The following is a 15,574-nucleotide window of genomic DNA, read 5'->3' on the forward strand; positions in this document are numbered from 1 at the left end:
AATAATAAAAAAATTAAGGGGGATGGATGTTTGTGAGGTTAGGATTTCTAGGTCCAAAAGCAACTTTTACAGATATTGCTGTCAGAGCTTTATTTCCTGACGAAACAGCAATATCATATTCAACAATACCAGAATGTCTAGATGCAGTTGAGGCTAAAGAAGTAGATATAGCAGTTGTACCATTGGAAAATGCATTAGAGGGGTCTGTCAATATTACATTAGATTATTTAACACATGAGATTAATTTGCCAATTATTGGTGAAATTACCGCTCCCATTCGACAACATTTAATGGTGCATCCACAAAATGTTGACCGTTGGAAAAAAGTGGAGAAGATTTATTCCCATTCCCATGCGATTGCACAATGTCATAAGTTTTTACATAAACAATTTCGTGGTGTGCCAAGTGAAAACACGACTTCTACAGCTCGAGCGGCAAAGTATGTGTTTGAACACCCACAATTAAATGTTGCTGCAATTGCCAATAACTTGGCAGCAAGGGAGTATGGATTAACAATTGTTCAATCAGATATTCATGATTTTCATTATAACCATACACGTTTTGTTATATTAACGTCAAATGGTCATGAAATAAATCAAAATCAAGGAATAAAGTTTAATGGATACAAAACGACGGTCATGGTTCAGCTACCTGATGATCGCTCAGGTGCATTACATCAAGTATTGTCCGCTTTTTCTTGGAGGAAATTAAATTTAACTAAGATTGAATCCAGACCGATGAAAACAGGTTTAGGAAATTACTTTTTTATTATTGATATTGCAAGTAAGCTCGATGATGTACTTATTCCCGGAGCGATTGCTGAATTGGAAGCATTGAAATGTAATGTAAAAGTTTTAGGGAGTTATCCTTCGTTCATCATTGATGCAACGACTGTGGCAAATAAAGTTAAATTATGAGAACAATCGCTTATTCTGTATAAAAATGTGCAAGAGGTGTGAAAATTGCTTCTCGCACATTTTTTTATGAAAATCACTACCTTCATTGTACATATGTTTATGTCTTGTTTTTCATATTCTTATATTATAAAAAAATTATTATTTATGATTAAGTAAAGTAATGTTATATAATATATGTGATAACAAATAATTATCAGATAAGGAGTTCCATATGAAAATACAAGATTATGCACTTTTATTAAAACTCAATGAAATTGGTACAATTCGAGCAACAGCAAAAACAATCCTTATTTCTCAGCCAGCTGTAACCCAACGTTTGAAATATATTGAGAATTATTTTGGGGAGGAAATTTTTATTCGGACTCCAAAACGTCTTTTATTAACCTCCAGTGGTGAAATGATTTTAAAACATGCTAAAGAGGTAATTTCCAAAGAAAATGAGCTAAAAAACATGTTAGCCGAAACTAGTAAAGAAGTTCAAGGTACACTAGCAATTGCTTGTTCTTCGCTTATTAGTCAACGATTTTTACCAGCCATTCTAGGAGAATACACAAGTAAATTTCCTAATGTAATTATCGACTTAGTGACAGGTATTAGCGAAGATATTAAATATAACCATCAAGACTACCATGTAAGTATCATACGTGGAAAAAAACTAAAAGAAACAACATGTATTCCATTATTTCAAGATCCTTTGTATATTTTTGATACATTTCCTTTTCCAAAAGAAGATATTAAAAAACGTCCCCTAATTTCATTTAAAAGTGATGATAGTATGCATGAATTAGTTGATAACTGGCTATATCATCATAGTGATGTCATTAAACCACAGAAGGCTATAACGGTGGATCAGATTGAAACATGTAGGCAATTTATGAAACAGGGAATAGGGATGGCGGTATTACCAGAGAGTGTTTCCGGTTCGATGAAGGATGATTATCCACATTTACCATTAATGATTGATGGTAAACCGGTTACAAGGTCTACCTGGGTATGTTATCAAGAAGGTGTACGCCGGTTACCACAAGTAGATGCATTCCTGAGGATACTTACAAATCAAACATTTTTAAAATAATAAGCAAAGAACTAGACAAAAAATACTCCCCACCCTATAACACTCTGTAGGGTATACTTGAAACGTAAATTGTAATAAAATTATTACCCAAAAAAGAAAAAGGAGAGGTATAAGAAATGAGTAAAGCATTATTCACGACTGTAGCAACTTCTAATAATACTCCAAAGGGTGGTTATGTAAAAACGGAGGATGGTCTTATTGATTTAACCTTGGTCAATCCATTAATGAAATCCGATAAAACAGGTTCCAATCCAGAACAATTATTTGCTGCCGGATATGCATCTTGTTTTGATGGAGCGTTAAACTTCGTAGCAATGAAGAAAAAATTAAAAATCGAATCAAAAACTACAGCAGAAATTGGTTTTCATAATGACTCAGCTGATAAGGGGTATAAAATGTCTGCTGTCTTACATGTTCAATTAAAAGATGTGTCAGAGGAAGAGGCAGAAGCTTTAGTTGAGGCAGCACATCAATTCTGTCCATTCTCTAAAGCAATTAATGGAAACATGGATGTAGAAGTTAATTTTGAGGTTATATAATTAGTCACTTTTTGTATTGTCTATCTGTTTGTATTTAGAAACTATCCTTTAATTATTATCCCCCTCTATGGTGAAAAGAGGGGGATAATTTATGTTATTTTTTTAATTGTTTCACCATTTTTTCACTTGGAGTCACATAAACTGTTTTTTGTTGCTCGTATGTTACAAAACCTGGTTTGGCTCCTTTTGGTTTATGGACATGGCGGATTTGTGTATAGTCAACAGGAACAGTGGATGATTGCTGTGCCTTACTAAAATATGCGGCTAGTTGTGCAGCTTCTACTAATGTTTCCTCACTTGGTTCATGGGAGCGTATTACAACATGTGAGCCTGGAATATCCTTTGTGTGTAACCAAATATCATTGCGATGGGCAACCTTATTTGTTAGGTATTCATTTTGCTTATTATTTTTTCCAACTAAAATCTCAGTTCCATCTGTAGCTATAAATTGCTCTAACTTTGGATTTTCTTTTTTCTTCTTCTTTTTGTTTGTATTTCTTTGTTTTAAATAACCTTCTTCACGTAATTCTTCTCGAATTTCTTCAATATCTTGTTCAGAAGCTACTTCGATTTGTTGTAATAATTGTTCTAGATAAATTATTTCTGTTTTTGTACGTGCAATTTCCTTTGTAATGATTACTTTAGATTTTTTCAGTTTTTGATACTTATTAAAGTAAAATTGTGCATTTTCACTTGGTGTTTTATTGGAATCCAATGGGATATCCATTTCTTTTTGATGTGGATCATAGTAATCAATGACGGTAACTACTGTGTCTCCTTTTGAAACAAGATGAAGATGCGCGGTTAACAGTTCACCTAATTTTTGATACTTATCTCTTTGATCTGCTTTTTTGATTGTTTTTTGATGCTTGATTAGTTTCCGTTCATTTTTATCTTTTTCATTTTTAATCAATCGATATAAATCTCTTGCCCGTTGTTGGACTCGCTCCCTTTCTGCTCTTCCGGAATAATAGGAATCTAACATTTCATTAACAGATGTAAATGTTACCTTTTCACCATCTATATAAGTCATCGGTATAACATGAAAATCTTCTTTTTTCATATGATAAATTGTTGGTTCATACTTACGGTGTAGTAGTTGTTGTTGAAAATTTGTAAATGCTATTTTGTAAGATTCTGCATTTCCAAGATTAGCTTGGTGGACGATTTCTTTTGCAATGACAGGTGAAATACCCTCTAGTGTTTGGACCATTTGCATATGCATTTTGCCTGCATTAAAATCTAATTTCTTTATAAAGTCTTCCTCTGTAATGGTTAAAGGATTTGCTTTATGTTGTGATGGTGGTAATTGGTAGGTTGAACCTGGTAAAATCGTACGATACCGATTCAATGCTTGAGATATATGTTTCATACTATCAAGGATGATTCCCCGGTTATCAACAAGCATAAAATTGCTATGCCTACCCATTAATTCAAAGACGATTTGAAAAGAAGTTAAATCTCCTAATTCGTTTCTTGTTTCAAGAGAAAGACGTATAACTCTTTCCATCCCGACTTGTTCAATTTGTTTTATGATTGCATTCGTTAAATATTTTCTCATGACCATACAAAACATATAAGGTTCTTTTGGATTTTGAAATGTATCATTCGTAATATGAAATCTTGCATATGTAGAATGTATGGAAAATAATAATGGATAATTTTTTCGATTACTACGAACGATTAATAGTATTTCTGTTGTCGTTGGCTGATAAACCTTGGTAATTTTTCCAGGTATTAATAATTCCTCTAATTCTTCTACAACTGCTTTTGTAACAATCCCATCAAATGGCATTTATACTCACCTCTTTCGTAATTATAGCATGAATGAAGACAAGCTAGCATACATATCTGTAAGAGCTTGTTCTATTAGTTCAAGGATTCTCTAGTGGAGGAATGCATGATGGGAAAATGGTATCAAAAAGATGTGAAACAGGTCGAAGAATTATTGCAGGTAAAGGTAAATAAAGGATTGAGTGAGAGACAAGTTACAGAACGACGTAAGCGATTTGGTTCGAATATTTTACAGACAGAAAAAAAACAATCCAAATGGCTCTTATTTCTACGACAATTTCAAGATTTTATGGTTCTTATTCTATTAGCAGCAACCTTAATTGCTGGAATGCTTGGCGAATTTATTGATGCAATTGCTATCATGGTTATTGTCTTATTAAATGGTTGTATAGGATTTTACCAGGAGCAAAAAGCTGAAAAATCGATGGACAAATTAAAAAATTTAGCAGCACCGATTGCAAATATCCTTAGAGAAGGTGAATGGGAAAAAAGGCCTTCACAGGAAGTTGTAATCGGCGATGTTATTAAAATCAATCGAGGTGACCGTATCCCGGCTGATATTAGAATTATTAAGTCTGATAGTTTAGAAATAGAAGAATCCGCATTGACAGGGGAATCTATTCCCGTTTTAAAACAAATCTTACCAATCGTAGAAGATGGTTTAGATGCACCAGATCAAGTCAATATGGGTTTTAAAGGAACAATGGTAACAAGGGGTTCAGGAATTGGAATCGTTGTTCATACGGGTATGGAAACGATGATGGGAAAAATTGCATCTTTAATGGCAGGCACAAAAAAGTTAGTTACCCCTTTGGAGCGAAAACTAGCAGAACTAGGAAAAATATTGATCTTTGTTGCGTTAAGTTTAACGATTCTTGTAGTAGGTGTCGGTATTTATCAGGGGCATCCAGTATATCATATGTTTTTAGCAGGGGTTTCTCTTGCAGTAGCAGCCATTCCAGAAGGACTACCCGCAATTGTGACTGTAGCACTGTCTTTAGGTGTGCAACGGATGATACGGAGAAAAGCAATTGTACGGCAATTGTCTGCTGTAGAAACTCTAGGAACAACTTCGATTATATGTAGTGATAAAACAGGAACAATGACGGAAAATAAAATGACAGTAAAAGAAATATACCTTAACGGAAGATATATTCAAGTATCTGGTGATGGTTATGATATGAATGGGAATTTTTATTTAGAAAATAAGAAGCTAGATGAAAAACATCCTAACTTAAAATCCATGCTTTTGTATGGAATGCTATGTAATCATGCATCTCTAACAGTTAAAAAAGGAAAATACTCTGTAGAAGGCGATCCCACAGATGGGGCTTTATTGGTGGCAGCAAGAAAATTAGGTTTATCTCATAATTATGACCAGAAATTTCAAATCATCCAGGAGATCCCCTTTGACTCTAATCGAAAACGAATGAGTATTGTTATAGAAGATGAAAATCAAATGCGATTTTTAATTACAAAGGGAGCACCAGATGTATTACTTCCGAGATTTTCCAATCACTATACAGAAAATGGGAGGCGCCCATTTGATTTATTGGAAAAAAATAAGTTAGAAGATGCTGTCAATCAAATGGCTGATAAGGCTTACCGAACGATTGCAATAGGAATGAAACCTCTTTCTAGAACAGAATCTCTGGAAACAACAATTTTAGAAAAAGATCTTACTTTTATCGGTGTTTATGGAATAATAGATCCACCAAGGAAAGAAGTGAAACAAGCTATTCAAGATTGTAAAGAGGCTGGAATAAAGACTGTTATGATTACTGGTGATCATGTAAAAACGGCAGCGGCCATTGCTAATGATTTAAATATGATGCCAGAAGATGGATTAGTTATAGAAGGTCGTGAGTTAAATGGGATGTCATCTAGTGATTTGACAGATATCATTGAAGACGTTTATGTATTTGCTAGAGTAACACCAGAACATAAACTGAAAATCGTGGAAGCTTTTCAAGAAAAGGGGCATATTGTAGCAATGACTGGTGATGGTGTCAATGATGCACCGGCAATTAAGGCGAGTGACATAGGAATTAGTATGGGGATTACCGGTACAGATGTTACAAAAGAAGCTTCATCCCTTATATTAATGGATGATAATTTTGCAACTATTAAAAATGCCATTCAAGAAGGTAGAAATATTTACGAAAATATCCGGAAGTTTATTCGTTATTTATTGTCATCGAATGTAGGGGAAATTTTAGTCATGTTATTTGCTATGTTGATGGCAATGCCGCTACCTCTAGTTCCAGTTCAAATATTATGGGTGAATTTAGTTACAGATGGCCTACCAGCAATGGCATTAGGATTAGATCAGCCAGAAGAAGATGTGATGAAACGTCCACCAAGAAGTCCGCGTGAGAGGATTTTTTCTAGAGGTTTGGGATTTAAAATTATTAGCCGTGGTTTTTTAATTGGTGTCGTGACATTAATCGGATTTATGGTTGTTTATCAAAATAATGAAAGTAATTTGGAATATGCGAGAACTGTCGCATTTACAACATTAGTTATGGCCCAATTAATTCATGTATTTGATTGTCGTAGTGAAAATTCTATTTTTGATCGTAATCCATTTGAAAATATTTATTTAATTATTGCTGTGTTGTCTTCTTTACTTCTTATGCTTATAACAATTTATTGGGAACCTTTGCAACCTATCTTTCAAACAACATATTTATCACTATATGATTGGCTCCTAATCATTGGATTAAGTGCGATACCTACAGTTGTTTTTGGCTTATCTAAAAAGTAATAAAAGAATCCTATGTTATAATGGATATAATGTTTAATAAAGAACCCTTTTTGTCTTAGGGTTCTTTATTGTTGTAGGATGTGAGAAAGATGGTAAAAAGTATGACAGGATACGGTAAAGATGTGATTAAATTAGGGGATACCGTTGTAACTGTTGAAATAAAAAGTGTGAACCATCGCTTTTTAGATTGTGTGCCTAAAATTCCACGGTCATTACTCTTTTTAGAAGATAAAATAAGGAAAATCATTCAATCTTATTTTGAACGTGGGAGGATTGAAGTGTTCATTTCTCTATCTGGGGAAAAATTAATGAAAAAAACATTGCGTATTGAATGGGAAATGATGGATCAATATGTCTCTTATATGAAACAAATGAAAGAAAGATATGGATTAACAGACAATATATCTTTATCTTTTTTAGCGACAAATCCAGATTGTATTCAAGTAATAGACGAGATTAATGAGGCCGGAGAATGGGAAAAACAACTATTAGATGGTGTAACACGAGCATGTGAGAATTTACAAGAAATGAGAAAAAAGGAAGGACAATTTTTAATAGAAGATATTCATAAGTATTTACATATGATTGAAAAGCTTATTCATCAGTTAGAAAAATATCGCCCAAAGGTAATCGAAGCATATCGTTTACGCATCAAGGATCGCATCTATGATTTCTTGGAAGGAAACACGCCTGTAGAAGAAGAAAGACTGGCACAAGAAATTGCACTTCTAACGGAAAAAGGAGATATTACGGAAGAAATTACTCGAATGTATAGTCATGTAGATCATTTTCAAAAGATAACAAAGGAATTAGGGGCAATTGGTAGAAAGATGGATTTCATTACACAAGAAATGCTTCGCGAGGTAAATACGATTGGTTCCAAATCCATTGATCATAGAATCAGTGAATGGAGTATTCAATTAAAAAGTGCGATTGAGAAAATAAAGGAACAAGTGCAAAATATCGAGTAAATAGTTGTTTTTTAAAGAACATTTCTTCTATAATATAGTATAAGTAGAAACAGATAGAGATGAAGATGTTTATCAGCGGAGAGTGTCACCAGTGATTCTTTCCAATAGGCTATCTTTTAAAAAAGCGAAAATAGCCTTTCAAAAAATATGTTAATTTATTTTAAAGGGGGAACCATATTGGGGTTGCAATTAATTAATATTGGTTTTGGGAATGTTATCTCCGCTAACAGGGTTATATCAATCGTTTCACCAGAATCAGCACCAATAAAACGAATTATTACAGTTGCGAGAGATAATGATAAATTGATTGATGCTACCTATGGAAGGCGAACGAGAGCGGTAATTATTACAGATAGTGATCATGTTGTATTATCGGCTGTGCAACCGGAAACAGTTGGCCAACGCCTTATGAGTCATGACGAATTATCAGATGAATAAATACAAATGATAAGATTTATTTAGCCTTCAACATAGATAATGTACGAGGAATAGAAATGGACGAACCTGTTAGGAGGAGCATCGTTGATTAAACAAAAGGGACTTCTTTTCATTCTTTCTGGCCCATCAGGTGTCGGAAAAGGGACAGTAAGAAAAGAAATATTTGCAAGAAAGCCGGATTTAAAATATTCGATTTCTATGACAACGAGAGAAAGAAGAAAAGGTGAAAGGGAAGGAATCGATTATTACTATAAAACAAGGGAAGAATTTGAAACATTAATTAAACAAAATAAACTGTTAGAATATGCTGAGTATGTCAATAATTATTATGGGACACCAAGAGAATTTGTGGAAAAGCAGCTGACAGATGGATATGATGTTTTTTTGGAGATAGAGGTACAAGGTGCACTACAAGTTAAAAAGAACTTTCCTGAAGGAGTATTTATTTTTCTTTTACCACCGAGTTTAGAGGAATTAAAGAATCGTATCATGCATCGTGGAACAGAATCCTTAGAACTTGTAAGAAATCGCCTGAACGAAGCAAAAAATGAAATCAACATGATGGATGCATATGACTATGTTGTTGTGAATGACGATGTAAGGCATGCAGCATCAAAAGTGCAATCCATTATCCAAAGTGAACATTTAAAACGTGAACGAGTGGCATATCAATATAAAAAATTATTGGAGGTAGAATAATGTTATACCCATCAATTGATTCTTTATTAGAAAAAATAAATACAAAATATTCTCTTGTAACTTTTTCGGCAAGACGAGCTAGACAATTGAAAGAACTAGATAATTTACAAATTGAAAACCCAAAATCTTATAAGATGGTAGGAAAAGCTCTAGAAGAAATTGATGCAGGAAAAATTACATTAAAAGAAGATGTATGATTTTTTCATGTAAAAAAACCCTCACGTAATTTTTCGCGAGGGGTTTTTTTACGTTTATTATATTTCGTGATAAACTGTCTGAATAGAATTTCACCAAATGTATGAAGGTAGGGATATAAATGGTAGCAAATAAAAAAATCGTACTTGGAGTTACTGGAGGAATTGCGGCATATAAAGCGTGTGCATTAACGAGTAAGTTAACACAAGAAGGTGCTGAGGTAAAAGTAATCATGACAGAAAGTGCTACAAAATTTGTAACACCATTAACTTTTCAAGCATTATCGAGAAATCCGGTCTATACAGATACATTTGATGAAAAGGATCCATTAAAGATTGCACATATTGATTTAGCAGATTGGGCCGATTATATAGTTATTGCACCAGCAACTGCTAATATTATTGGAAAACTAGCCAATGGGATTGCCGATGATATGTTAACAACGACCATTTTAGCAACAAAAGCATCGATTTTTATTGCTCCTGCTATGAACGTAAATATGTATGAGCATCCTGCGGTAATGAAGCATTTGAACACATTAAAAAAATGGGGGTATCAATTTATAGAACCGAATGCAGGATACTTGGCTTGTGGTTGGACTGGAAAAGGTCGTTTAGAAGAACCGGAAATAATAATTAATGTATTGAAAGAACAAGAAGCACAAACAAAATTATTTTCAGATAAAAAAATACTAGTATCTGCTGGACCAACCCGAGAAAAAATTGACCCGGTCCGGTATTTAACAAATCGTTCCACCGGTAAAATGGGGTTCTCCATTGCTGAAGCTGCTGCAAACTTCGGAGCAGAAGTTACATTAGTAGCTGGACCTGTTGAAGAAACATTAGAACATAGACATGTGAAACGAATTGATATTATAACAGCAGAAGAAATGTATGAAACAATGAATGAACAATTTCCACTCCATGATATTGTGATCATGTCAGCTGCTGTAGCAGATTATCGACCTAAAACAATTCACAAAGAAAAGATGAAAAAACAATCTGGGGACATGAAGTTAGAAATGGAAAGAACGAAAGACGTATTACTATCCCTTGGTGAAAAAAAGAAAGAACAATTTTTAGTTGGTTTTGCTGCTGAAACAAATGAACCGCTTGTAAATGGACGAAAGAAATTAAAAAGGAAAAATTTAGATGCCATCATTGTTAATGATGTTTCCAAACAAGGAGCAGGGTTTGCAGGAGACACGAATATTGTTACATATATCAACAGGAAAGAACAGGAAGAAATGATTCCATTAGCAATGAAGAAAGATATTGCTAAAGAAATCTTAAAGCGAATTCACCGGGATTTAAAGGATGAAACGAATTGAATATTGCACAAGTGATTGTTGATGTGCCAGCAAAACAAGTGAATCAAACATTTGATTATATTATCCCACAGCATTTTCAAGGTGTATTATCTGAAGGTATGCGTGTAATTGTACCGTTTGGCCCACGAAAAATAATGGGATTTGTTATTGGAAAAACAGATCAATCAAACTTCACAAGATTAAAGGAAATTGAAGAAATTTTAGATTTAACACCTGTTTTAACGAAAGAGCTTATTCAGCTTGGTAAATGGGTGAGCAATCAAACATTAAGTTTTTATATTACAGCATACCAGGCGATGCTTCCTCAAGCATTGAAGGCGACATATAAAAAAGAACTTGTTCGTTCGACAGAAGAACAAATTTCAAAAGAATTAGAGTTTTTGTTTGCTAATAAAAAGAGAATTCCTTATGAGAGATTAGTTAATTCTCCTATCACATACACAGTTGTTCAAAAAGCAATCCAAAACGGGGAGATTTATGTTGATTATCTGGTGAAATCAAAAGGTGCTAAAAAAGCAATCACGATGGTAAAACCAGGAAAAGAAGAACATCAACTAATGGAAGGTTTCCATAACTTATCAAAAACTGCGACAAAACAACGTGCTATTTTACAATATTTTATAAACCATCCATCGGAAATAGACCAAGCTTCTTTATTACGAAAATTCAAAACTAGTCATAACACCATAAAAAGTTTAACAGATAAACAACTCCTTCATGTTTATAAAAAAGAAGTATACCGGAACCCATACAATGATGATAATTTTAAAAGCACGGAGCCACTATCATTAACAAAGCAGCAGCAACAGGCAATTAAGCCAATTAAAGAATTCATTCATAACCAAGAACAAGGTGTATTTGTTTTACATGGAGTAACTGGAAGTGGAAAAACAGAGATTTATTTACAAGCCATTCAAGATGTGCTTCAAAAAGGACAAGAAGCGATTGTATTAGTACCAGAGATATCCCTTACACCCCAAATGGTAAAACGTTTTAAAGGAAGATTTGGTTCAAATGTGGCTGTTTTCCATAGTGCACTTTCTGTAGGGGAAAAATATGATGAGTGGCGTAAAATTTTTCGCAAAGAGGTTCAAGTGGTTGTTGGTGCAAGGTCAGCCGTTTTTGCTCCGTTTGAAAATCTTGGTATCATTATTATTGATGAAGAACACGAAACATCCTATAAACAAGAAGACCAGCCAAGATATCACGCGAGAGATGTTGCCATCGAAAGATCAAACTATCATAAATGTCCAGTTGTTCTTGGAAGTGCAACTCCAACATTAGAAACCTATGCACGAGCGCAAAAAGGAGTCTATGACTTAGCTGTATTAGATAAACGAACAAATAACAAACCAATGCCAAGCGTTGAAATTATAGATATGCGAAAAGAGCTTCATGCAGGAAACCGTACCATGTTTTCAAGGACTTTAAAAAATAAAATGGAAACAGCTATGGATAAGAATGAACAAATTGTACTCCTGTTAAATCGCCGTGGTTTTTCTACTTTTGTGATGTGTCGTGATTGTGGCCATGTAAATGAATGTCCACATTGTGATATCGCTTTAACATATCATAAAAGTAGTAATCAATTGAAATGTCATTATTGTTCGTATGAAGAACGAATGCCACTTACTTGTCCATCATGTGAAAGTGAATTAATTCGTTATTTTGGTACGGGAACAGAACGTGTAGAAGAAAGTTTAACAAAGCTCATCCCCCATGCGAGAATTATTCGCATGGATGTTGATACAACAAGAAGAAAAGGATCGCATGAACGGTTATTAGGAAAATTCAGTAATCAAGAAGCAGATATTTTATTAGGTACACAAATGATTGCTAAGGGACTAGACTTTGAAAATGTTACATTAGTTGGTGTGTTAGCTGCGGATTCTATGCTCCATTTACCTGATTTTAGGTCATCCGAAAAGACATTCCAACTTTTAACACAGGTAAGTGGGAGAGCGGGAAGGCACGAACTTCCTGGAGAAGTAATTATTCAAACATATACACCAGACCATTATACTGTCCAGTTAGCAAGTCAATATGATTATAAACGTTTTTTTAATATGGAGATGAAGATTCGAAGGCAATTTCAGTATCCACCATATGTATTTTTAACACTTATTACCGTTTCACATCCTGTACATGCAGTAGCAATTAAAGTAACGCAGCAAATTGTGCAGTTTTTATCACAAATAATAGAGAGAAATACAACTCTTTTAGGCCCAACACCGTCGCCGATTATGCGTTTGAAAAATAGATATCGATATCAATGCATGATAAAATACAAACGTGAACCGAATTTAAAAGAAAAATTGGAACGTGTTGTTCGACCTTTTGAAGATCAAATTTTAAAAGAAGATTTACAAATTATAATTGATACCAATCCATATCAATTTATGTAGAAAGAAGGAAATAATATGAAACGAATTGTTTTTATGGGGACACCAGATTTTTCGGTGCCAATTTTGCAAGCATTAGCAAATACAAATTATGAAATTGTACTTGTTGTAACACAACCAGATCGACCTGTTGGAAGAAAAAAGAAAATTACCCCTCCACCAGTTAAAATAGAAGCAGAAAACCTTCATATTCCTGTCTTTCAACCAGAGAAGCTAAGGAATGACTTTGAAACAATACTAGAATATAAACCAGATCTCATTGTAACAGCAGCATATGGTCAATTACTTCCAAATGAACTACTAGAATTTCCACCATTTGGCTGTATTAATGTCCATGCATCACTGCTTCCAGAATTGCGTGGTGGAGCACCGATTCATTATGCGATTATTCAAGGAAAGGAAAAAACAGGAATAACCATTATGTATATGGCGGAGAAGTTAGATGCTGGGGATATTTTAACGCAACAAAGTATCCCAATTGAAATGAATGATCATGCGGGTTCTTTACATGATAAATTATCTAAATTAGGTACGGATTTATTGTTGGATACATTACCGAAACTTTTCTCCCAGGAAATACAAGCTATTCCGCAAGATGATTTAAAGGCAACATTTGCGTCAAATATCAAGCGAGAAGAAGAAAAAATTGACTGGACAAGATCAAATCTTGAAATTTATAACCAAATTCGTGGTTTACATCCATGGCCAGTTGCTTTTACGAAATATAATCAACAAACAATGAAAATATGGTGGGCAGAATTAGATAATCATGTATATGAAAACAAACCTGGAGAAATAATTGATATTACAGAAGAAGCAATTATTGTCTGTTGTGGTGACAAACAAGCAGTTCGTATTACAGAAATTCAACCAGCTGGTAAAAAAAGAATGTCTGTAAAAGCGTTTCTAAAAGGACACCGTGACCAAATTAGAATTGGTTCAAGAATGGGTGAAAATGTTGGATAAATACAAACTTAGGAATACAATGCTTGATTTATTAAACCGAATTGAAAAAGATAGTGGATATAGTCATTTATTGCTTGACAATGAAATGAAGAAGGAACAATTTTTAAAAGCAGACCGTGGGTTACTAACAGAAGTTGTTTATGGGACAATACAGCGAAAAATCACATTGGATTATTACTTAAATGACTTCGTAAATCCTAATAAAAAAATGCAACCTTGGGTAAGAAACCTATTAAGAATGTCTATTTATCAAATGGTTTATTTAGATAGAGTTCCAGCACATGCGATTATTCATGAAGCAGTTGAGATAGCAAAACAACGCGGTCATAAGGGGATTGCCTCGCTTGTCAATGGTGTTCTTCGAAATATACAGCGAAAAGGTGTTCCTGATACGACAGAAATTTCTGATGACATACAACGTCTATCTATTGAGACAAGCCACCCTAAATGGCTTGTTGAACGTTGGGTTAACCATTATGGATATGAACGAACAAAAGACATTTGTGAAGCGAATCTAATCCATAAACCAATCTCTGTCCGTGTGCAACCGATGAAACTATCACGTGAACAAGCAATTGATCAGCTACGAAAAGAAGGTTATCAAGTAATGCCTTCTTCTTTTTCAAAACAAGGGATAATTATCGAAAAGGGGAACATCTTAACATCTGATTTATTCCAATCTGGTTTTATTACCATTCAAGATCAAAGTTCCATGCTGGTAGGGGAAATGTTAGATGTGAAATCAGGTATGAATGTTTTAGATACATGTAGTGCACCTGGAGGAAAAGTTACCCATTTAGCAGAAAAAATGCAAAATGAGGGAAAGATTTATGCTCATGATTTACATGCGAAGAAAATTAACTTAATTGAAAGAAAAGCCAGAGAACTTGATTTATCAATCATTGACGCCAGTTGTCATGATGCAAGACATCTATCTGAGAAATATGAGGAAGAAAGCTTTGATCGAATTTTAGTTGATGCACCATGTTCTGGTCTTGGTGTAATTAGGGGGAAGCCGGACATTAAATATCACAAAAAGAGTGATGATATTATTCATCTGGCTGATATTCAATTGCGTATTCTCCATGAAGTCGCACCATTATTAAAAAAGAACGGTTTACTTATATATAGTACATGTACAATTGAACCAACAGAGAATGAGGAGGTCGTACGAAACTTCCTTCATGAGCATACAAACTATAAAGTCGATGAAACATTTTTTATGAATTTACCAAAACAATTAAAAGAATCTCCCGGACTCAGCGATGTTGGTTTACAGCTTTTTCCACAAACCTATGAAACAGATGGTTTTTTTCTAACACGTTTAAAGAAAATAAACTAAATTACGTATGACAGTTTAATTATATACATACAACACACGGTATGAAATAAAGAAAAAGTGTTATTTTGTTATTCTTTTTTCTATCTTTTTGTGGCATACTGTTACTAATATGATAGTAGTTACTCGTTTAGTAAAGAGG

Annotated in this window: 13 protein-coding genes; 12 read left to right on the top strand and 1 reads right to left on the bottom strand. The window is 34.0% G+C overall.

Annotated features, from left to right (window positions below; translation table 11 throughout):
* Window positions 1–32 precede the first annotated feature (32 nt).
* The 3 genes from pheA to FHP05_RS01005 all read left to right on the top strand — a co-directional run bounded on the left by pheA (window position 33) and on the right by FHP05_RS01005 (window position 2,531).
* Complete coding sequence (pheA, locus tag FHP05_RS00995) at window positions 33–917, top strand: prephenate dehydratase (RefSeq protein ID WP_147665210.1); 885 nt, start codon at window positions 33–35, stop codon at window positions 915–917.
* 211 nt (window positions 918–1,128) lie between these two features.
* Entirely contained in the window at window positions 1,129–1,992 is an 864-nt protein-coding gene (locus FHP05_RS01000; protein WP_147665212.1) for a LysR family transcriptional regulator, read from the top strand.
* A 116-nt stretch (window positions 1,993–2,108) separates the two neighbouring features.
* On the top strand, window positions 2,109–2,531 hold the full coding sequence (locus FHP05_RS01005; RefSeq protein ID WP_147665214.1) for an Ohr family peroxiredoxin: 423 nt from the start codon (window positions 2,109–2,111) through the stop codon (window positions 2,529–2,531).
* Between the two features lie 94 nt (window positions 2,532–2,625).
* On the opposite strand, the gene FHP05_RS01010 is transcribed toward FHP05_RS01005, so the two are convergent.
* Window positions 2,626–4,326, bottom strand: a complete 1,701-nt coding sequence (locus tag FHP05_RS01010; RefSeq protein WP_147665216.1) for an Rqc2 family fibronectin-binding protein — start codon at window positions 4,324–4,326, stop codon at window positions 2,626–2,628.
* A gap of 108 nt (window positions 4,327–4,434) precedes the next feature.
* On the opposite strand from FHP05_RS01010, the gene FHP05_RS01015 reads away from it, so the two are divergent.
* The 9 genes from FHP05_RS01015 to rsmB all read left to right on the top strand — a co-directional run bounded on the left by FHP05_RS01015 (window position 4,435) and on the right by rsmB (window position 15,435).
* Window positions 4,435–7,092: a cation-translocating P-type ATPase gene (locus FHP05_RS01015; protein ID WP_147665218.1), complete on the top strand. Its 2,658-nt coding sequence runs from the start codon at window positions 4,435–4,437 to the stop codon at window positions 7,090–7,092.
* Between the two features lie 89 nt (window positions 7,093–7,181).
* Window positions 7,182–8,063, top strand: coding sequence for a YicC/YloC family endoribonuclease (locus tag FHP05_RS01020; protein ID WP_147665221.1), 882 nt, complete (start codon window positions 7,182–7,184; stop codon window positions 8,061–8,063).
* Between the two features lie 177 nt (window positions 8,064–8,240).
* Window positions 8,241–8,501, top strand: coding sequence for an extracellular matrix/biofilm regulator RemA (remA, locus tag FHP05_RS01025; RefSeq protein WP_147665223.1), 261 nt, complete (start codon window positions 8,241–8,243; stop codon window positions 8,499–8,501).
* Window positions 8,502–8,585: 84 nt separating this feature from the next.
* Window positions 8,586–9,200 (top strand): guanylate kinase, encoded by a 615-nt coding sequence (gene gmk / locus FHP05_RS01030; protein WP_147665225.1) that lies wholly within the window; start codon window positions 8,586–8,588, stop codon window positions 9,198–9,200.
* The gene (gene rpoZ / locus FHP05_RS01035; RefSeq protein WP_147665227.1) at window positions 9,200–9,397 is read left to right on the top strand and encodes a DNA-directed RNA polymerase subunit omega; all 198 of its coding nucleotides are present in this window, start codon (window positions 9,200–9,202) and stop codon (window positions 9,395–9,397) included. Before gmk ends, rpoZ begins: the two co-directional genes overlap by 1 nt.
* A gap of 119 nt (window positions 9,398–9,516) precedes the next feature.
* Window positions 9,517–10,725, top strand: a complete 1,209-nt coding sequence (coaBC, locus tag FHP05_RS01040) for a bifunctional phosphopantothenoylcysteine decarboxylase/phosphopantothenate--cysteine ligase CoaBC (RefSeq protein WP_147665229.1) — start codon at window positions 9,517–9,519, stop codon at window positions 10,723–10,725.
* Window positions 10,722–13,130 (top strand): primosomal protein N', encoded by a 2,409-nt coding sequence (gene priA, locus FHP05_RS01045; RefSeq protein ID WP_147665231.1) that lies wholly within the window; start codon window positions 10,722–10,724, stop codon window positions 13,128–13,130. Before coaBC ends, priA begins: the two co-directional genes overlap by 4 nt.
* A gap of 15 nt (window positions 13,131–13,145) precedes the next feature.
* The gene (gene fmt, locus FHP05_RS01050; protein WP_147665233.1) at window positions 13,146–14,093 is read left to right on the top strand and encodes a methionyl-tRNA formyltransferase; all 948 of its coding nucleotides are present in this window, start codon (window positions 13,146–13,148) and stop codon (window positions 14,091–14,093) included.
* Complete coding sequence (gene rsmB / locus FHP05_RS01055) at window positions 14,086–15,435, top strand: 16S rRNA (cytosine(967)-C(5))-methyltransferase RsmB (protein ID WP_407923408.1); 1,350 nt, start codon at window positions 14,086–14,088, stop codon at window positions 15,433–15,435. The genes fmt and rsmB overlap by 8 nt, the downstream gene beginning before the upstream one ends.
* Window positions 15,436–15,574 lie beyond the last annotated feature (139 nt).

Source organism: Cerasibacillus terrae, from assembly GCF_008039555.1.
Taxonomy (GTDB): domain Bacteria; phylum Bacillota; class Bacilli; order Bacillales; family Amphibacillaceae; genus Cerasibacillus; species Cerasibacillus terrae.

Bases quoted from the DNA above. Each gene is read 5' to 3' on its own strand.
- FHP05_RS01000 (WP_147665212.1), top strand. From the start codon at position 1,129: ATGAAAATACAAGATTATGCACTTTTATTAAAACTCAATGAAATTGGT.
- FHP05_RS01005 (WP_147665214.1), top strand. From the start codon at position 2,109: ATGAGTAAAGCATTATTCACGACTGTAGCAACTTCTAATAATACTCCA.
- FHP05_RS01010 (WP_147665216.1), bottom strand. From the start codon at position 4,326: ATGCCATTTGATGGGATTGTTACAAAAGCAGTTGTAGAAGAATTAGAG.
- FHP05_RS01015 (WP_147665218.1), top strand. From the start codon at position 4,435: ATGGGAAAATGGTATCAAAAAGATGTGAAACAGGTCGAAGAATTATTG.
- FHP05_RS01020 (WP_147665221.1), top strand. From the start codon at position 7,182: ATGGTAAAAAGTATGACAGGATACGGTAAAGATGTGATTAAATTAGGG.
- rpoZ (WP_147665227.1), top strand. From the start codon at position 9,200: ATGTTATACCCATCAATTGATTCTTTATTAGAAAAAATAAATACAAAA.
- coaBC (WP_147665229.1), top strand. From the start codon at position 9,517: ATGGTAGCAAATAAAAAAATCGTACTTGGAGTTACTGGAGGAATTGCG.
- fmt (WP_147665233.1), top strand. From the start codon at position 13,146: ATGAAACGAATTGTTTTTATGGGGACACCAGATTTTTCGGTGCCAATT.